At 60.9% G+C, this 19,954-nt stretch carries 13 protein-coding genes and 1 riboswitch; of the genes, 5 read left to right on the forward strand and 8 right to left on the reverse strand.

Features of this window, described 5'->3' with window-relative positions; translation table 11 throughout:
• The 6 genes from KVT38_RS18500 to KVT38_RS18525 all read right to left on the reverse strand — a co-directional run.
• A partial coding sequence (locus KVT38_RS18500; RefSeq protein ID WP_217595230.1) for a galactose-binding domain-containing protein occupies positions 1-3,396 on the reverse strand: 3,396 nt, incomplete at its 3' end.
• Positions 3,397-3,683: 287 nt separating this feature from the next.
• Complete coding sequence (locus tag KVT38_RS18505) at positions 3,684-5,501, reverse strand: APC family permease (protein ID WP_217595231.1); 1,818 nt, start codon at positions 5,499-5,501, stop codon at positions 3,684-3,686.
• A gap of 99 nt (positions 5,502-5,600) precedes the next feature.
• Positions 5,601-5,759, reverse strand: a riboswitch (cyclic di-AMP (ydaO/yuaA leader).
• 560 nt (positions 5,760-6,319) lie between these two features.
• Positions 6,320-7,114 carry an ABC transporter ATP-binding protein gene (locus tag KVT38_RS18510; RefSeq protein WP_217595232.1) on the reverse strand — a complete coding sequence of 265 codons (795 nt, stop codon included), beginning with the start codon at positions 7,112-7,114 and terminating at the stop codon, positions 6,320-6,322.
• The gene (locus KVT38_RS18515) at positions 7,114-8,064 is read right to left on the reverse strand and encodes an ABC transporter permease (protein ID WP_483298181.1); all 951 of its coding nucleotides are present in this window, start codon (positions 8,062-8,064) and stop codon (positions 7,114-7,116) included. Before KVT38_RS18515 ends, KVT38_RS18510 begins: the two co-directional genes overlap by 1 nt.
• Positions 8,065-8,070: 6 nt before the next feature.
• Positions 8,071-9,153 carry an ABC transporter substrate-binding protein gene (locus tag KVT38_RS18520; RefSeq protein ID WP_217595233.1) on the reverse strand — a complete coding sequence of 361 codons (1,083 nt, stop codon included), beginning with the start codon at positions 9,151-9,153 and terminating at the stop codon, positions 8,071-8,073.
• Between the two features lie 122 nt (positions 9,154-9,275).
• Positions 9,276-10,205 (reverse strand): catalase, encoded by a 930-nt coding sequence (locus KVT38_RS18525; protein WP_217595234.1) that lies wholly within the window; start codon positions 10,203-10,205, stop codon positions 9,276-9,278.
• A 214-nt stretch (positions 10,206-10,419) separates the two neighbouring features.
• On the opposite strand from KVT38_RS18525, the gene KVT38_RS18530 reads away from it, so the two are divergent.
• The 5 genes from KVT38_RS18530 (at position 10,420) to KVT38_RS18550 (ending at position 15,834) form a co-directional block, all read left to right on the forward strand.
• Complete coding sequence (locus KVT38_RS18530) at positions 10,420-11,208, forward strand: glucosamine-6-phosphate deaminase (protein ID WP_368859123.1); 789 nt, start codon at positions 10,420-10,422, stop codon at positions 11,206-11,208.
• A gap of 149 nt (positions 11,209-11,357) precedes the next feature.
• Complete coding sequence (locus KVT38_RS18535) at positions 11,358-12,137, forward strand: sugar isomerase domain-containing protein (RefSeq protein WP_217595235.1); 780 nt, start codon at positions 11,358-11,360, stop codon at positions 12,135-12,137.
• Between the two features lie 94 nt (positions 12,138-12,231).
• The gene (locus KVT38_RS18540) at positions 12,232-14,076 is read left to right on the forward strand and encodes a family 20 glycosylhydrolase (protein ID WP_217595236.1); all 1,845 of its coding nucleotides are present in this window, start codon (positions 12,232-12,234) and stop codon (positions 14,074-14,076) included.
• Positions 14,069-14,548, forward strand: a complete 480-nt coding sequence (locus tag KVT38_RS18545; protein WP_217595237.1) for a GNAT family N-acetyltransferase — start codon at positions 14,069-14,071, stop codon at positions 14,546-14,548. Before KVT38_RS18540 ends, KVT38_RS18545 begins: the two co-directional genes overlap by 8 nt.
• A 341-nt stretch (positions 14,549-14,889) precedes the next feature.
• Complete coding sequence (locus KVT38_RS18550) at positions 14,890-15,834, forward strand: transposase (RefSeq protein ID WP_217595238.1); 945 nt, start codon at positions 14,890-14,892, stop codon at positions 15,832-15,834.
• A 442-nt stretch (positions 15,835-16,276) separates the two neighbouring features.
• On the opposite strand, the gene KVT38_RS18555 is transcribed toward KVT38_RS18550, so the two are convergent.
• Together KVT38_RS18555 and KVT38_RS18560 are read right to left on the reverse strand one after the other, a co-directional pair.
• Positions 16,277-17,884 carry a helix-turn-helix domain-containing protein gene (locus KVT38_RS18555; RefSeq protein WP_217595239.1) on the reverse strand — a complete coding sequence of 536 codons (1,608 nt, stop codon included), beginning with the start codon at positions 17,882-17,884 and terminating at the stop codon, positions 16,277-16,279.
• An 85-nt stretch (positions 17,885-17,969) separates the two neighbouring features.
• The gene (locus KVT38_RS18560; RefSeq protein ID WP_217595240.1) at positions 17,970-19,901 is read right to left on the reverse strand and encodes a cache domain-containing sensor histidine kinase; all 1,932 of its coding nucleotides are present in this window, start codon (positions 19,899-19,901) and stop codon (positions 17,970-17,972) included.
• Positions 19,902-19,954 lie beyond the last annotated feature (53 nt).

Here is a 19,954-nt window from a genome sequence, read left to right on the forward strand (position 1 = left end):
GAGCGAGCTGATCGTGATGCCCGAGTAGCAGAGCGTATCCGCGATATAAATGTTGCGGAACGTGTTCGCATACCCGCCGTACACCGCGAGACCGGCCGCGCGCCAGGTGAGGATGGACGTCAGGTTTTCGAAAATGTTGTCCTTCTCGTCCGCGCCGCCCGCATCGATCGCCGAGAACAACGCGATGCTGTCGTCGCCGGTCGCGCGCGCCTCGTTGTTGGAGATCAGATTGTTCGTGCTGCCGTTGGTCATGTTGATGCCGTCGGCGAACGTGTTGCGGATGCGCGAGTTTTTGATCGTCACGTAGTCCGTGTTCGCGCCCCAGTACATGCATACCATGTGCTCGGTCCAGATGTTGTCGATCGTCATGTTGGCGTCGTTCGAGAAGTCGTACACCTTGCCCGGCCCGACGATGCGGGACGTGGAGTTGCCGAAGAAGGCGAAGATGGCAAAAGAAGAGCCGTTCGCCGTGGACGTCGCCGAGAAGCCGATGTCGGTATTGGTCTGGTTCGACGGTGCGACGAAGCGCGTATACCATGGGCCGGCGCCGATTACCTTGATCGGCTTGCCATATACTTGGAACTTATTTGACGTCGTGTACGTGCCTGGCGGCAGGTAGACGCCGACGTACGTGCCGGTCGTGTCCATCCGCGCTTTGTCGAGCGCGTTCTGCACGCCCGGGTGCGTGAAGCCCGCCGGCCCGACGTACTTGGCCGGGTCGGGATTGGCGACCGGCGACACCTGCTCGAGGCTGATGAAGTCGATGGCGTAGCTCGTCGTGTTGGCCGCGTCCTTCTGAAGGCGGATCGTGCTGCCGGCCGGGATCGTCGTATCGAACATCAGGTTCGCCTCGTCATAAATGTGGCGCGGCGCGCCGGAGCCCGGGCTGTTGCCCGGCGCGGTCTCGGAGCCGTCCAGCCAGGCGTACTTGGACGACAGGTCGATCGCCTTGGCGAACGTGCCATTGACGTAGACGTTCAGCGTCGCGTTGATGCCGTCGCCGCCCGGCGCATCGGGGATGGAGAAGCGGGCGACGAGCGTATTGGTGCTCGCCTTGGTCGTGAACTGTACGTAGCTGCCGGTCGAATTCAGCGTGACCGCCTTGCGGCCGGATGCTTCGCCGGCGAGGTCGCCGATATTGCGGTTCGGCCCGACGACGGCTGCGCCGCCGCCGATCGTGCCGTCCTCGGCCACGTACATGTCGGACGGCACGTTTGCGCCGCGTCCGACGAACAGCGGCTGCGTGGACACGTTGTTCGCCTGCTTGACCGGCAGCTCATTGCCGTCGGCTGCGATCTGGATTTTGACGTTGTATTTGCCGTTCGCCGCGGTCCAGCTGCCGAGCGCAAGAGACGGGCTGGATGCGCCCGCGGTGAGCGTGCCGGTGTAGCTGGCGGTCAGCGTCTTCACGACTGCATTGGTCGTGGCGTCCGTCAGCGTCAGCGTGACCGCGTGCGCGCCGGAGGCCGATGCGATCGTGCCCTGATTTTTCAGGATGACGGAGAAGTTGGTCGCATTGCCCGCAGCCGGATTGCTCGGGCTCCAGCTGACCGACGTGGCGACCAGGTCCGAGCTCTGAACCGGGCTGACCGTCAGGTTGGAAGCGGCAGCGTAGCTGTTGTTGTTCTCGTTCTGCTCGATGACGGCGTTGTCTTCGTCGACCTTGGCGGAGACGGCGTAGCTGCCTGCGTCCTTCGTGCCTATGCTAGCCGTAACGTTCGCCTGGGCACCTGCCGCCAGCGCGCCGACATTCGCCGTCCCTACCTTGGTCGTACCGAGGTAGAAGTTGACGGTCGTCGCAGCGGAGGCCAGCGTGCCGGCATTTTTCACGGTTGCCGTCAGGCTGACGCTGTCCGTCTCGACCGGCGCGGCCGGCGTCCAGGACAGGCCCGTCACGGTGAGGTCGGGATTCGGCGCAGGCACGCCGATCACCTGGAACTCGGCGACCTGTCCGCCCGAAGCGCCCGTGTTCGCCGTGAATTTCAGCTGCACGTCGCTGGCGGTGGCGCTGACCGGGATCGTGACCGTGTTGCCGGTCGCCGGGTTAAACGTATATTGCGCGGACGAGACCAGGTTGTTGAACGAAGTGCCGTTCTGATCGCGGCCCAGCACCTGAATCGTCTGCGTACGCGTCGCCCAGGCGCTGTCCGGATTCAGCTTGACCACGATCTGCGAGACGCTGGCGTTGGCGCCCAGCGAGACGGTCAGCGTGGCCGGATAGCTGTTTGTATTGCTCTCCCAATACGTCGCCGTATTGCCGTCGTTGGCGTTGGCTGCCACATAGGTCCAATTGACCGAAGAGGCGGTAATCGGCTTGCCCTGCGCCAGGTTGGAGCCGGTTGGCGGCGGCGTAGAGGTTGGCGTGGCCGTAGGCGTTGCGGTCGGCGTCGCCGTCGGGGTGGCCGTTGGCGTCGCGGGTGGCGTTGCCGTCGGGGTCGCCGTCGGCGTCGGCGTCGCCGACACCGCGGTCAGCGCGATTTGGTCCAGGTTGACGTTGCCGGAGTCGGTTGTATCGTACTTATAGGCAATCGTGTTGCTGCCCGCGTTCAGCGCAAACGTCTCGGACTGCGTTCCCCAAGTGTCCCAATTGGCGAGATTGGCAAGCGTCGTCTGCTTGACCTTCGCACCGTTTACGTAGACGCTCAGCGTTCTGGCCGCGCCGTTCGCGTTGCCGTACTTGAGCGCGACCGCATAGTTGCCTGCGGCTGCGGCATTGACGGTGAACTGTGTCTGGGCGCCCTGCGTCCAGTAGCCGTCGACAAATCCAGTCCCCGTATACCCCGGGTGGTCCGTGTTCACCTTGGCGCCGCCGGACAGCGCCGCGGCTTCGGCTTCGTATACGTTGTTAGCCGGCGGCGTGACGGTGCCGTACACCTCTAGCTCCGAGACCTGGCCGGCCGGCCAAGCGCTATTAGCCGTGAAGTTGACTTTGACGTAACGCGCGCCGGCTGCGGCGAAGCTGATCGTCACCGTATTGCCGGTCGCCGGGTTAAACGAATACGACGCAGACGACGCGAGCGTGCTGTATGTCGAATCGTTCAGGCTGCCCTGCACGGACAGTGTCTGCGAGCGCGTGCCCCATCCGGACGGCAGCTTCAACACGACTTGATTGACCGTGGAGGACGCCCCCAGGTCGACCCGGATCCATTGCGGAGATGCATTGTTCGCGCTCTCCCAATAGGTGCCGGCGTTGCCGTCCACGGCATTGCCCGCCTGGTACACATCCGCGTACGAGCTTGCGGTCACCGGTTTGTTGGCCGCCAGATTCGGGCCGTCTGCATAAGCCCTGGATGCTTGAAGCCCGGTCAGGTTGGCAAGCAGTCCGGCCATCAGCGCAAGAGCCAGCAAAGAAGCCGTCCACGGCTTCCGTTTCCCCGTCTGCAGTTTCATGAACATGATCTGCCTCCTCTTATAAATGGATAACGCGACTTTTCCGATCCCTTCCGACTTAAGCCAAGCGGCTGATCAGCAACCTCGTTCAAGTTAGTTGCGGCGCCCTCCCTCCCTGGTATGGATGATGCTTCCATATCAAATTATAAGCGCTTACAATAATCGCGACGATGTACATTCCTATGGGATGTGTGTGCGGAATTACGATACAGCCGAGGCGGGCGAGCCGCGACATAAAAAAAGACCCGCCCGCATCATGGCGGACGAGACGGATTGAATGCATGTGACGAACGTTATCGCCTTAAATGGTAAGGCACGGTCGCGATGATGACATCCTTCTGATTGTACAGGTAGGCACGGAGCAGCAGGCTCGACTGATTGTGCAAAATATGCTGCCACCAGTGCTTCGCGATGAACTGCGGGATGAGGACGGTGATATGGTCGGTCTCCGCGGTTTTCCACTCGATCGTATCGATGAACTTCATGATCGGCCGGATGATGCTTCGGTAGCTCGATCTCAGCGTGATGAGCCGAACGCCCGGATCCCAGTCGGCCCACCTTTTCTCCATGCGCTCGATCTCCTCATCGTCGAAGCCGACGTAGACGGCGACCACGTTGTCGGTGAGCGACTTGGCGTAGCTGAGCGAGTTCATGACGACGCGGGTGACGCCGGCGACCGGCACGACGATCGTGCTGCCTTTGATGCACGGCTTTTCCTTCGTCGGATCGATGCGGAGCTCGTCGGCCGTATTGCGGTAGTGGCGCGCGATGGCGAAGAAGGTCCACATGACGATCGGCAGGAAAACGAACACCATCCATACGTGCGTGAACTTGGTGAAAATAAAGATGAGCGTAATGCTGAGCGTCGTGAGCATGCCGATCGTGTTGACCGCGAGGCGCGTCGTCCAGCCCTGCGGGCGCAGCTTGATCCAGCGGACCATCATCCCCAGCTGCGACAGCGTGAACGGGATGAAGACGCCGACCGCGTAGAGCGGGATCAGATTTTCCGTATTGCCGTGGAAAATGATGACCAGCAAGGCCGAGAATACGCCGAGAAAGATGATGCCGTTGGAGTAGCCCAGACGGTCGCCGCGAACCATGAAGGCGTGCGGCATGTATTTGTCCTTGGCCAGCATAAATGCGAGAAGCGGAAACGCGGAATACGCCGTATTCGCCGCAAGGACAAGGATGAGCGCGGTCAGCGCCTGGATGACGTAATAAATGGCGCCCCGCCCGAAGGTCGATTCGGCGATCTGCGAGACGACGGTCTGCTTCTCGTCTGGCGCCACGCCATACCAGTAAGCGAGCAGGCTGATGCCGATGAACATCGCGCCCAGGATCGTGCCCATCATGATCAAGGTCGCTGCGGCGTTGCGCTCGGCAGGCTTTTTGAAGTTGGGGATGGCATTGGACACCGCTTCGACGCCCGTAAGCGCGGAGCAGCCCGAGCTGAACGCCTTGAGGAGCAGGAAAAGGCTGACGTTGGACACCGCGGCGCCGAACTCAGGCACGTGCGCGGGAGCGCCGCCCGTCGCGTACTTGACGATGCCCACGGCGATCAGCACGAAGATGGCGACGACGAACAGGTAGATCGGCGTGGCGAGTACCGAAGCGGACTCGGTCACGCCGCGGAGGTTCATGAGGGTGAGGATCAGTATAATGATGAGCGCGATCAGGACGCGATGTTCGTGCAACGACGGGAAAGCCGACGTGATGGCGTCCGTCCCTGCGGACGAGCTGACCGCGACGGTCAATATATAGTCGACCAGCAGCGAGCCGCCTGCCAGCAGTCCCGTCGAGACGCCGAGATTGTCCTTGGCCACGATGTACGCGCCGCCGCCTGCCGGATAAGCGTATATGGTCTGGCGATAAGACAGAATAAGAATAAATAAAAGTCCGAGCACCGCCAGCGAGATCGGCACCGAGTACCAGACGGCCGCAAAGCCCGCCGCCATGAGCACGAGCAGAATCTGCTCCGTGCCGTACGCGACCGAGGATAAGGCGTCCGACGACAGGACGGCGAGCGCTTTGAATTTCCCGAGCTTCGCGCCTTCGATCTCCGCGCTCTTCATGGGCCTGCCGATCAGTAATCGTTTTACTTTGCTGACCATGGGGTTATCTCCTTTGCTGTTCCGACACCGGTTCGGCGCATCAAAAAAAGCCGCAGGAAAGGATCTCCCGCAGCTTATTCGTACGCGAATAGCGGCGCAGGTTCCTCTTCCGGACGCTTGCGAGGTTAGCTGTCGGATTCGGGCTCGGCAAGCAGCCCTACGCCTGGCATAGCCAAGCGATTCACCCCTGGGCGCGCATGCGCGGCACCCGGTTGGTTCCCCCGTTCCCGCTCCCGCGGGATTCAGCGATTAGGATGTTGAATCACGAATTGAATCATACGTCACGTTCCTTCTCCATGTAAACCGCCGCCGATTGAGATGAAACAGCGCCGCGGGCGGTTAACGCCTCAAGAGAGCGGTTACAAGCAAGCGGCTCTTGCATTATCGCGTTCTGGCACGTTCGGGCGCGATTTCGCGTGATTTATTGCAAATATAGGCAGGGAAGCTTCGGGACGCGGGGACGCGCCAGTGAAAAATGCGGAGCAACGACGATGGTGGCGCTGTAGCAGCGGAATGTGCGGTTACACGGGGCTGAAACGAACTTGGGGTGGCTGTAGCAACGGAAAACACGGTTACAACGGGGCTGGGCGCACTTTGGGCCGCTGTAGCAGCGGATTGTGCGGATGCAGCGGGAAGGTGGCGCTGTAACGATGGAATGTGCGGTTACAACGGGGCTGGAGCGAACTTGGGGGCGCTGTAGCAGCGGAATGCGCGGTTGCAACGGCATGGCACAGGGAGGTAACGTCCACAAGGGAGATGTTCCCATCACATAAAAGAAAAAGCGAAGCGGTCATCCGCTTCGCCATTGCTTTTTTTACTTAGCCCAGAACCACCCGATCGTCAGCCAGCTTGTGGCCGCTGATGCGTTCGAACTCGCCGAGCAGCTTCTGCACGGTCAAGTCCTGCTTGCGCTCGGGCGGGATGTCGAGGATGATGCGGCCCTTGTCCATCATGATGGGCCGGTTGCCCAGACGGATGGCCTGCTCCATGTTGTGTGTGACCATGAGCGTCGTCAGCTTCATGCTGCGGACGATCTCCTCGGTGAGGCGGGTGATCAGCTCCGCGCGAGCCGGATCGAGCGCGGCCGTGTGCTCGTCGAGCAGCAGGATGCCCGGACGCGTGAACGTGGACATCAGCAGGCTGAGCGCCTGCCGCTCGCCGCCCGAGAGCAACCCGACTTTGGCGCGTAGTCTCGCGTCCAGGCCGATGCCGAGACGCTTTAGCTCCTCCTTGAAAAGGGCCCGCTTGCGTCCCGTCACCGCCCAGCCGAACCCTCGCGGCTTGCCGCGCGCATAGGCCATCGACAGATTTTCCTCGATCGTCATGTTAGGCGCCGTGCCCGCCATCGGATCCTGGAATACCCTCCCGATCCACTTGCTGCGCTCGGCCTCGGATTTCGATGCGACGGATTGTCCGCCGATCCGGACATCACCGATATCGGGCTGCATGACGCCCGAGATGATGTTCATCAGCGTCGACTTGCCTGCCCCGTTGCTGCCGATGACCGTGACGAAGTCGCCTTCGTTCAGCTTCAGGTTGATGTCCATGAGCGCGATTTTCTCGTCCGCCGTCCCGGGGTTGAACAGCTTGGATACTTGATTGAGCTCCAGCATCAGATCGCCCCCTTGCCGCGCATGCCGGCCGCCAGCTCTGCCGTGCGCCGTTTGGCTTGCTGCTTCTGCTTAGCCGATCGGCTCACCGTCGGGATGACGAGCGCCAGGATGACGATGACGGCGGTGATCAGCTTAAGGTCAGTCGCCTTCAGATGCAAAAACTCGGCGCGCAAGGCCAGCGCGAAGACGATTCGGTACGCCAGGGAGCCGATCACGACGGCGAGCGTCGCCCAGAAAACGCGCTTCGGCCCGAGCAGCGCTTCCCCGATGATGACGGAGGCGAGCCCGATGACGATCATGCCGATGCCCATGGAGATGTCGGCGGAGCCGCCGTCCTGCGCGATCAGCGCGCCGGACAGCGCGACGAGACCGTTGGACAGACTGACGCCGAGGATCGTCGTCAGGTCCGTGTTGGAGCCGAAGCTGCGGATCATGCGCTTGTTGTCCCCGGTCGCGCGAAGCGCGAGCCCGAGATCCGTGTGCAGAAACGCGTCGAGCAGCAGCTTGACGACGATCGCGACGACGAGCAGGACGGCGATGTACGCGAGGCGGAAATCGTGCCACTCATGCGAAGCGACGCCGGAGAACAGCGTGTCCGTATTCAGCAGCGAGATGTTCGGCTTGCCCATGATCCGTATGTTGATCGTGTACAGCGCGATCATCATGATAATGCCCGCGAGCAGGCCGTTGACCTTGCCCTTGGTATGCAGCAGGCCGGTGCAGACGCCCGCCGCCAGACCGCCGCCGAAGGCCGCGAGCGTCGCGAGCCACGGCGCTTGGCCGTGCGAGATCATCACCGCGGCGATGCCGGCTCCCGTCGTGAAGCTGGCGTCTACGGTCAGGTCGGGGAAATCCAGGATGCGATACGTGATGTACACCCCGAGCGCCATCAAGGCATACATGAAGCCAAGCTCGACTGCGCCGGTCAGGGAATGGATCAATGACGACACCTACTCCTATTGGATAATGTTGTTGGTCGGGTCCTGCACCTTGCTCTTCATGTCGTCCGTCACCGTGATGCCTTGCGCTTCGGCGGCCTTCAGGTTCAGGATCAGGTCGAGCTTCTCCTGCATGCCGACCTTCATGTCGCCGATGTTGGCGCCGTTCTTCAGCACTTCGACGGCCATCTGGCCGGCTTGGTAGCCATGGTCGTAATACTTGAAGCCGTAGGTGGCGAATGCGCCCTTCTCGACCGTATCGCGGTCGCTGGAGAAGAACGGCAGGTGGTTGTCGTTGGCCACCTTGATGATGGCGTCGACGCTGCTCACAACCGTGTTGTCCAGCGTGATGAACAGCGCGTCCGCGCGGCCTACGAGCGACTCGGCTGCCTGCTTCACTTCGGACGTGTTCGTGACCGGCGCCTTAACCAGCTCGATATTGTGCTTCTTGAGCTGCTCTTCGGCGTTCTTCGCCATGACGACGGCGTTCGATTCGCCTTCGTTGATGACGAGGCCGACCTTCTTCACGTTCGGAAAATCGGAAGCGATGAAGTCCATCAGCTGCTGCACCGCGACCGGGTTCGTATCGGAGATGCCGGAGATGTTGGCGCCCGGCTTGTCCAGGTTCGTGACCAGCTTGGCGTCGAGCGGATCGGTGACGGCGGCGAACAAAATCGGCGTATTTTTCACGTACTGGGCCAGCGCGACCGCCGACGGCGTCGCGATGCCGAAGACGAGATCGTACTTTTCCGAAGCGATCTTCTGGCCGATCGACAGGTTCGTGTTCTGGTCGCCTTGCGCGTTGTTCAGCGAAATCTTGAGGTTTTTGCCTTCCTCGAGGCCGGCGTCCTTCAGCGCGGCGATGAAGCCTTCGCGCGTCGCGTCCAGCGACGGGTGCTCGACGATCTGCGAGATCGCGATCGAGTAGGTCTTGTCGTCTGCTGGCGCGGATGCGCTTGCGCTCGCGGAAGCGCTGGCCGACGGCGATGCCGACGGGCTGGCCGCTCCGTTATCGTTGTTGGCGTTGCCTTTCGCGCCGCAGCCCGCGGTCGCCAGCATGGCGAGCGAGAGAAGCGCCGATGCCCAAATTCTTTTCTTCATCTTTTCATGGCCCCTTGTCCTGTGAGTTTAAACTACAGTTTAAATGTGAAAGCGTTTATCCGTCAATGAAAGCGCATAACAATCAAAAAGCGGCGCGAGCCGAACCGGCCCGCACCGTCCGCTTATTCGCCGCGGCTTCGCCTTCGCATCGATTCCCGGTACACGGGACTGCGGAAATGGAGAATCGGATCGTCCGTCGGCTCGATGCCCGTTCCCGTGACCGTCGGATCCATCACCAGGCCGTCCGGCTCCGCGATAACATCCGTGACCTCCAGAACACCGGCTTCGATCCGTTCCCGGTCGTCGGGCCAAGGCAGGGTAGGATCGTCCGTCGGATCGCTCTCCCGCCCCAGGACGATATGTAAACGAAAGCGAAACGGCGCTTTCTTTAATCGCTCGGCCGCGTCGCGCTCCAGATAGTCCGCGGGCAGCGACTTCAGCTTTCCGATCGACAGCGACTCGACGCCGATCTCCGGCAGCCACTCGAACTTGGCCGGCCGGCGCTTCCCTTCCCGGTCGACAAGCAGGAAAGCATGGATGGCGTAGTACCGGCAAGTGCCGTAGCTCGCCGGCGGCCGCAGCTTGCCGATATGCGCCATCGCATGACGCGCCTCCGGGAAGTGAGCGGCCAGCTCCGCTGCGGCGGCGATCGCTTCAATGCCGCCTCCCTTCAAACGGTTCGCTTCCTTTATAAGGTCGAGGAACGAAGCCGGCGTCTTGGCGAAAAAAACCGGGACGTTGACGGCCGTCAGCACCGCAGCGTCGCGGTCCGTCGGCATGAAACGGACGGCCATCCCTTTACCCGGCGACAGCAGATCGGAGAGCGAAGGATCGGACGAGCTGCCCGAAAAGCGGACGATCGCCTCCACCTCCCCGCCCCGATCGCTCAAATGTCTCGCGGTCGTAAGCCCGGCCGCCAATCCGCTCGGCTTGAACACGGCACGGCAGCAGATGCCTTTCGAATGAACCCGTCTGTCGCCGGGATGAACGCCCGACAGCCCTTCGAGCTCGTCTACGGTCGGGTTCGTCAGATCGCCCAACGTTTTATCCATCCGTCATTTCCCTCCCCATCGTGGGCAGCCCACCGGTTCAGCGGGCTGCGATTGTTATATTTACCCTGTAGCCGCATCGTTAACCGACACCGTTCAGCCGCGCCGCCCCTTTCCGATCGGTCAAATCAGGCCCGGTAACGGTCAAATTTTTTTTGAACCGCCTTGCTATAGTGAAAGAGCAATTAACTGTATGGAAATGGAGGAAAACGCAACTGTGAGTCAGTCCATGCTATTACCCGTCTATTCTCTGTTAAAGGACAACCTTCGCACGCAGGTATTTGCGGACAGGCTTCAGCTCGGCCAAGCGGCTTGCGACGACTTCGCCGGCAAGCTGCGAGCGCTGCTGGCGGTCGGCCGCAGCGCTCGCGTCGTGTTCGCGGCGGCGCCCTCGCAGAACGAATTTCTCGACGCGCTGGCCGCACAGCCCGATATCGATTGGAGCCGCGTCACCGCCTTCCACATGGACGAGTACCTGGACCTGCCTGCCGACGCTCCGCAGCGGTTCGCGCGATACCTGAACGAGCGGTTGTTCGACAAGGTCCGCCCCGGACGCGTCCATCTCATGAACCCTTGCGAAGACGCGACGAAGGAAGCGCTTCGATACGAGGCGCTTCTCCGCGAAGCCCCGATCGATATCGTCTGTCTCGGCATCGGAGAGAACGGCCACCTGGCCTTCAACGACCCGCCGGTCGCCGACTTTGACGATCCGCACTGGGTCAAAGCCGTCGAGCTCGATACGGATTGCCGGCTTCAGCAGGTCAACGACGGATGCTTCGACTCGCTTGCGCGCGTGCCGACGCATGCGCTGACGATGACCATCCCCGCCTTAATGTCCGCCATGCATGTCCTATGCATCGTGCCCGGACGACGCAAGCGCCAAGCGGTACTCCGCGCAGTCCACGGCCCGATCGAGGAGTCTTGTCCGGCCAGCGCGCTGCGTCGGCACGAAAGCTGCATGCTATACGCGGATACGGACAGCTACGGCTACCGGCGAGCCGATTAAGACGAACCCCGTAAAGGAGGGAATTGATGATAGGAACGGCTGCGGGAAGCCGGGCGCGTGCCATTCCGAACGATACGCGCCGGGCTCTCGCGCCGGATAAAGATTGCCGCAATTTATCCGCATTTTATTTTGAAAGGGAGGCTATCAAAATGAACCAGCGACCGCTGTCCGCGCAGGACGACATCATGGGGGCTTACCTGACGTACATCACGGAGCTTCTCGAAGAGATACGCAGCGAGCCTCGCGACCGCCTGCTGGAGGTGGCCGGCCTGCTGGCCGATCATATCGCGGAGGATAAGCTCGTCTACTTGTACGGCCCCGGCGGACACTCCAATATGAACGCCACGGAAATTTTTTTCCGGGCCGGCGGCTTGATGCACATCAGTGCCATCCTTGACGAAGGCACGATGATCTCCAATGGCGCGCTGCGGTCAATGGCCGTCGAGCGCACGCCGGGCTACGGCAAGCTCGTCATCGAAGACAATCGACTCGGGCCGGGCGACATCCTGATTGTCGCCAACGCCTACGGCATCAATACCGCCTGCATCGATGCAGCGCTGGAGGCGAAGCGCAGAGGCGTCGTCACGATAGCCGTCACGTCGGTCGGCCATGCCGATGCGACCCCCAAAGACCATCCGGCGCGCCATCCTTCCCGGCTTAATTTATACGAAGCTTGCGACTATTACTTGGACAGCAAAGTGAAGCCAGGCGATTCCGCCTTGCCGATCCTGGGGCTGGAGCCGCGGATGGGGTCGACGTCCACGTTCGCCAACGCTTTTCTGCTGAACTCGCTTATGATGACGACTGCCGCGCTTCTTGCGGAAAAAGGGATCGAGGTGCCAGTGTGGCGGAGCGCGAACGCCCCGGGCGGAGACGAATGGAACAACCGGTTCATCGACCGGTTCAAGGGCCGCGTGAGATGGCTCTAGCGACAGGAGCGCCGCTGCCCTCCGCTCCAGGGGACGCCGGCTCGGAAAACATGCGTCTACGCTGTCTACCAACGAATGTTCGGGAGGAATCGTCATGAAGCTAGACCTGATCCCGCAACCGCAATATGTGCGGCTGCTGTCCGAAGACGGAGACGATCATCGGCCGCCGTTGCCCGCCCCTCTGGCCGGCATGCGCGTCAAGCTGCTCATGCCGCAGTCCGACGACAGGCTGCTGCGACTTGCGCGCGAGCTGTTCGGCGAAACGCAAGTCGCAGCAGAGACGTCGCCCGGGACATACGCGCTTCTGTCCGAAGGCCTGCCGCTTCGCCGCGCGGCGGTCGAGCGCCTCGACGGGCATCACGACGGTTATGTGCTGCACATCGGAGACGGCGGCTTGTCGCTGCACGCCCGCGAGGCGACAGGTCTGTACTACGGCCTGAAAACGCTGCTTCAGCTGATGCGCAGATACGCCCCGCTGCCCGCAGTCGAAATTGCCGATTGGGCCGACTTGCCCCTTCGCAGCGACTATTTGGATCTTCGAACGGTTTATCCTGCGTTTCCCAACCTGCTGAAGTATATCGCGGAGATGTCCGATTACAAGCTCAATACGCTTGTCGTCGAATACGAGGACAAGCTGCCGTTCGGCCGCCATGCCTTTCTGCGCCATCCCGAGCTCGCCATGACGGAAGCGGAGCATGCGCTCCTGCTCCGGACCTGCCGCGACCACTACATCGAGGTCATACCGAAGCAGCAGTCGTTCGGTCATCTGGAATTCATTCTCAAGCATCCCGCTTATATCGCGCTTCGCGAAACGCCCGACAGTGTCGGCGAGCTGTGCCCGCACCGCCCGGGCGCGTACGAGATGATGGCGGGCATCCTCGAAGACGTGGCCGCGCTGCACCCGGACAGCCGCTACCTCCACATGGGCTGCGACGAGGTGTGGAGTCTCGGCGAATGCCCGGATTGCCGCGCCTCCGGCATGACGCGAGAGGCTTCCTTCATCGCATTCGTTAATCGGCTCGCCGCCCGCGTCCGCGAGCTCGGCAAGCGGCCGATGATCTGGCACGACATGCTGATGCACGCCTCGCATGAAGAGCTATCCGCGCTCGATCCCGAGGTGACCGTCGTCGTCTGGATCTACGGCGGCCACCGCATGAAGCGGGACGCGCTCGATATGATCGGCAAGCTCAGGCGTGCCGGCTTGTCCGTCATCGGCGCTTCCTCGGTACGCTGCTGGGACGACGAAGGGGACCAGAACTACCCGGTCATCCGCAACCGTGTGGCCAACATTATGCGCTGGACCGAACTCGCCGAGATCGAGCAGTTGCCGGGCGTCATCGGCACGAACTGGTCGGCGCCCTTCGCGCTCGGCAGTCCCTACGGCCTGTTCGAGACGTCGCGCTACCCCGCCTTCTTTTCGGCCGATCAATGCTGGAACCGCCGTGCCGATCCGGAAACCTATCTCGCGCGGTTTCTCTCGCAATATCACGGCATGGACGATGCTGCATCCGCGGCCGACGGCTATGAGATCGGGGACTACTACCAGCTCGTGCCCGAGCTGCTGCCCGATATCGCCCTCAATCGGCCGGTCGCCGAGCTGATCGCGGCGATGATCCAGTACGAGATGCCGGCCAAGCGCAGGCTGCCGCTTTATACGTTTTTGTTCAGAGGCGAGCTGTACCCGGGCGAAGAGGTGCTGACGAGTCTCAAAGACAAGCACCGCACCGGCTACGCCGCCCTCGAAGCGGCGCAAATCGCCATGCGTCAAGCGATCGAACCGCTGCTGCCGCCGGCCATGGCGGAATTGTTCATCGCTTCGCGCTTTTACCGCTTCGGACTGTACGAGGAGAAGCTGCAGGCGATCGTATCCGCTGCCGAAGCCGCCTCGGGCGAACGACGACGACTCGACGATCCAGAGGAGGGGGCGCGACATGCCTGATATGCTGGTGAAACTATACGACCTTCCGGACGGCCGGGAAGCACTCGCCGCACTCGAGAAACAGGGCATTCGCATCGTACGCGCCATGACCGCGGACAAGGGACGCCTGGCGGATTTCGTCGGAAAGCACTTCACCGAAAACTGGCGCAGCGAGTGCGAATGCGCCTTCGGCAGGCTGCCCTCCTATGCCTTCATCGCCATTCGGAACAAAGAGATCGTCGGCTTTGCGCTTTATGACGCCGTCGTCCGCAACTTCTTCGGTCCGACCGGCGTGGCGCCGGAGTGCCGCGGTCTCGGCATCGGCAAAGCGCTGCTGCTCGAAACGCTGCGCGCCATGCACGAAGAAGGCTACGCCTACGCCGTGATCGGCTGGGTAGAAGAGGCGATCGGCTTCTACGCCAAAACCGTGGGAGCGACCGTCATTCCCGATTCGTTCCCCGGCGCTTATCGGAACCTGGTCGCTTTAAACTGATCTTCTCGGATTAAACGCGAGACCCAAGCGGAGCGCCTAATATAGGCGGTCGCCTGCTTGGGTCCATTTCGTTTCCACACCGGCGCCTATTCGTCGGTTTTTCCCGTTTTAACGATATCCCCTTCGGTCAGGAAAGGGGCTATTGCCGCCTATCCCCTAAGCGCTTGAACGTCCTCGCAGCGCGGCGCTCAAGCCATCGCCTCAACTCCCCCCATCCGCTCCACACCGCTATCCCCTTCATCAAGGCTGCACGACCGCCAAATTTCTTCGTTCTCACCCTTGAAGAATTGTAAATTTTTCGGTATAATAGGAACACATGTTCCGATTGAGGGGGGATCAGCTTGCCCAGCCGCTTCTCGATTCAGGATTATATCCCGGCCTATAGCGAAGAAGGCTGCGCGGGCGCCCTGTTCGCCGCCAAATGGCCCGACGGATTCCGCTGTCCCCGCTGCGCTCACCCGCACTATTACAAAGTGTCGTCCCGCGGACGCCATCTGTTCGAATGCAGCTCCTGCGCTCACCAGACTTCGCTGACGGCAGGCACGGTGCTCGAGGGTACGCGCACGCCCTTGGCCAAGTGGTTTCAGGCGATGTTCTTGATGCAGATCGGCATCAGCGCCAAGCTGTTGGCCGAGCTGATCCAAGTGACCTACAAGACCGCCTGGCTGATCAATCATAAGCTGCGCCATGCCGTCGGCGAGTGGGATCGCGGCCGGCCGCTTACGGGCGACCTGCAGTTGCTGGGCGAATATTACGGCTATGAGTACCATCGATATTTCAGCAGCATGCTCGTGCAGGGCGAGCTGCGTCCACAGCCGGTCGTAGTCGGCGTCTCGCTCGATGGAGCAGGAGATGTCTCTCATGTAAAAATGAAAGCCGTCGACGGTCCCGAGGGAGACCATCCGGCTGTTCGCGGGGGGACGGGCGGCGAGGAGTCCGTGAAGCATTTTGTGCATAAGCATGTCGCCGGCGGCGAAGTCTCCGGACATGCGGAGCTGCTCCAGCCCGGCCACCACGGACAGTCCCGGGCTCATCAGGCATGGCGGGAGGCCATGCGTTGGCTGGCCCGCACCTTCGGCGGCATCGGCCCCAAGCATCTGCAAGCGTACCTTAACGAGTTTTGCTTCCGGCGCATATGCCGCAGCGAAGCGTTGACCGAGCTGATCGCCAGCTGCGGCAGCACCAAGACGATCACCTACCGAGAACTTGTAGGCGCCCGCTCCGGCGTCCGGCCGATAAAGTGGGTTTTCCGGCGCCCCGCTCGCAGCCAGCAGCATATCGGATAACGTAGCGATAAATAAACAGGACAGTCACTCATACGCCCTGTTACATAAGAAATCAGCCAATGGCATCGCACAAACGCGGGCATTTGGTCCTTGCTTGATAGCGTTTTTGCATGCTGATTTTCTTGCAGCTTAACGCTTATTGCTCGCCAATGTCTGTTGTACGTCGATTGCCCCTCCGCTTGCCTCCCTCCCTGACCCGACGGGATATCGTTCAAACATGCAGGGTAGGCGCATTTTCCCTGAGCGAAGGGGATATCGTTCAACGCGCAGGGTAGGTGCCTATTCCCTGACCCAAGGGGATATCGTTCAAACGTGCAAGAACGGTACATTGTCCCTGATCGAGGGGGATATCGTTCAAACGGGCAGGAGGGGTGCATTGTCCCTGACTCAAGGGGATATCGTTAAAATGGCGCAAACAAGGTTTAGTGCCTCGCCTAAAGGTTCAGTCTCCCCTGTATTCGCCCGGTGTGCCGCCGATATGCTTTTTAAACAGCTTGGCGAAGTAGCTTTTATTTTCGTAGCCAAGGCGTGCCGCTACTTCTTCTACGCTCATGTTGCTGCGGGCGAGCAGTTCCTTGGCGCGTTCCATCTTGGCGCTGGTGACGTATTGAATGAAGTTGTAGCCGGTCTCGCGCTTGAACAGCCGGCTGAAATAACTTGAGTTGATATGAAGCATGTCCGCGACCTCTTCAAGCGTTATCTTAGAGCCGATGTTCTGGCTGACGTATTGCCGGGCTCGCAGTATTTCGGAACGCCGCGACTGCTTGTAGATCAGGCCGAGCAGCGGCATTTTTTCTTTAAAAAACTGCAGCATCCAGTCTCCAAGCTCTTGAATCGTGGCGATGTCGCCCAACGTTCGATGCAGCACTTCCATCGAGAATACGTTCTGATAATGCTGGAGCGCCACAAAGCGCGTCTGGTTGTCGTACAAAATTTTAAGCGTCCATTCTTTGACCAGCTCGGGATGGCAGCGTCTTTCTCGCGCCTGATCCAACCAGTGGCCGACGGCCGATTCGAGCTGCGCCATGTCTTCTTCCAGGAAGGCGTCGCGAATGTGCTGAAGCGCTTCGGGATAGACGTCGTGCAGGTCGCCCTCTCCCAACAAAGGAAGCTCTGCCAGCGTGAAGATGCCTTCATCGGGGAGATAAAATCTTCCGCCTCCGCCACCGGAAGCCAGTAGCTGTTGGACCGCCCGCCCGAGCGCTGCGGGTGCCGCTGCCGATGTGCCGATCAAGAAGGTCGCCGTGATGCCGCTCTCCCGGGACAGCCTTTCGCCAAGCGCCCGCAACGAGGGCCGAACCGATTCGACCTTCAGCTCGGTGAGACTGCGGCGAAAAGGGAACAGCAGCACCGCCTCCCGCCGTCCGTGCGGCAGCAGCACGGTGCCGGACAGCTCGCCCGTCAGTCCAGCCGTCGCTTGCCCGACCGCCAACTGCAAGGCGCGCTCGTCAGGCAGCCGCCGCGACAGCTCGGACAGACGGTTCAGGGCGACCAATACAGGCAGCCATACCTTGCCCTCGAACCCAATGCCCGCCTCCCCTGCGTCGTCGGCCCATGAGAGATCCAGTCCGCCTTCCGCGGTCATTCTGTCCAGCAAACCTTGGCGCAGCAGGATCGCGTTCTCTTCTTTTTTAGACTGCAAACGGGCGAGTTCCCGAGATCGCTCCTTCTCCTCAGCGAGCTGCGCGGACAGCTTGCGCAGCAGCGCCGCGATTTGCTCCGGCCGCATCGTCTCCTTGAGCACGTAATCGTCCACGTGCAGACGAACGGCTTGCTGCGCATAAGAAAAGTCGCCCATGCATGACAGGATGATGCAGCGAATATCGGGTTTCAGCCGTTTAAGCTCGCCGATGAGCGCGATGCCGTCCAGCTGAGGCATGCCGATATCGGTGATGACGATGTCGGGCGGCGCGGCTTGCGCCCGCTCCAGCGCGATCGCTCCATTTTTGCAGGCCGAATGGATCTCCAGATGCAGCTCCTTCCAAGGGATGGATGCGCTTAAGTATTCCAGTACCGGATAATCGTCGTCTACGAGCATGACGGAGTACATAGGGTCCCCTCCCGCAATTTCGCATCTCGGTGTGCCTGCCGACATTTCTCATTTTAAACAATTAGGTTGTCCGGCTTGGGGGCGACTATAGGGATGTCGGCGGCTCGGCCGGAATCTCGATGATGACCCTCGTCCCCGCTCCCTCCTCGCTATCCAGCGTGAGGGAGCATCGCTCGCCGTAAATCAGCTGCAGTCGCTCGTATACGTTCGCAATGCCGATGCCCGACAGCCTTCCTGCCGTATTCTCGGACGACGTCGCTCCGCGCTGCGACCGGAGCTCGGCGCGCAGACGCTGCAGCGTCGCCCCCGACATCCCCGCTCCGTCATCGCGAACGACGATTCGCAAACCCGCCTCCGGTGCGGCCTCAAAGTCTGCGCGCGTTGCCACCATTTCACAACGGACGACTTCCACGACGATCGTACCCGCTTCCTGGCGAAGGCCGTGAATATAGGCATTCTCGATGACGGGCTGCAGCAAGAAGCGAGGCAGTCGCAGCGTCAGCGTATCCGAGGCCGCTTCGATCAACAGCGCAGCCTTCTCCTGCTGTCTGAAGTTCAGCAGCTCCATATATCGCCGCAGCACTTCCAATTCCTCGTGCAGCGAGGTATATTCTCCGTCCCGGCGAATCGTCTGCCGCAGCAAGCCGGACAGCGAAGCCAGCAGTTCGCCGTTCTCCGCATCCCCTTTGAGCAAAATCCGCAGCCTGATGGAGTTGAGGATGTTAAACAAAAAGTGCGGATTGATCTGCGCCTGGAGCATCGCCAGCTCCGCCTTGCGCTTCTGCAGCTGCTCGGCCCGGATCTCTCCGATCATTTCTTCGATGCGCTCCAGCATCTGGTCGAATTGCTTGCCCAGCCTGCCGATCTCGTCGCTGCCCCGCACGTCCGAGCGGACCGCGAGCTCGCCGCGCTCGACCGCGACGGCCGCCTTGCCGAGCGCCACGACCGGCTTGGTGAACTGCCGCAGCATATAAATGAACAGGATAAGGAACACGAGCGTCGCCACAATCTGTACCGCAAAGGTTAAACGCGACACGGAGTAAAGCTGGCTGACTGCTTCCTTGTACGGTCTCAGGCTGACGATGCGATAACCGCCATAATCGAGGTCATGCCGGCTGAGCAGAAACTGTTCGCCCTCGTACCGTACGGTCAGCGGCGTATCCGCCCGACGCACTTCGTCGGGAAACGGAAACGTCTGCCCGATGCGCTGCCGGTTGCGGCTCGCCAAAATGCGGCCGTCCGCGTCAAGCAGCATCGTCTCCTGTCTGCCGAGGTCATGCTTAAAAATTTCCCCGAGCTTGCGCTCGCTGATACTAATAACAATATAGGCATAAGGATCCGTCCCGTAGGGCAGCCGCAGGTTGCGCGCCATCGTAAGCAGGTACGGCTCGGTTCCTTTGCCATCCATCGTATATTGGTTCACGAGACCGATCCAGCCAATCTCGTATCCCGGCAGCGCGTCTACACTTTTGATCCAGGGCATCCGCAAAAAGCTGGCCGGTGTCACCCCGCCGTACAGATCGAATTGGTAATTGGTAAAGTAATGCCCGTCTACGGTCAATACCGTGACGTAAATGTTGTCCATCGTAGATGCGATACTGCTAAGAAAGTGCCCGATGTCCTTCGCGTCCAAAGCTTCCTGGGCGGGGTCGGCTTGCCCCAGCTTGTACCGCTGCCAGTTTTCCTTCAACGCCAAAACAATATTGTTGTCGAACATGATGCCGTTGGAGACGCGGACCATGTTGTCGAAGAGGCTCGACAAATACACCTCCGTCAGCTCGAGCGACTTGTTCTCGTTGTCGACGACCTGCGCCCTGACGATGCGCTGCGTTAGGTAGTCTCCGGCGATCAGCGTGAAGCTCGCCGGCAGCAGGAGACACAACAGCGCGGCCAGGATCAGCTTCCCGCGAAGACTGTGTACGAATCTGCGCCCGATGAACACCTTATCGCCCTCCCGCCGCCAAGCCTTTTTCTGCATTCTAACATTGTCCGAGCCTGTCGGCGACGCTTGTCTCAAAGACCAACAGCGCTCCGCGGGGAACGATCCCTGCGAAGCGCCGTTTGTGCCCG

This window comes from Cohnella sp. GbtcB17, from assembly GCF_019091135.1.
Classification (GTDB): domain Bacteria; phylum Bacillota; class Bacilli; order Paenibacillales; family Paenibacillaceae; genus Cohnella.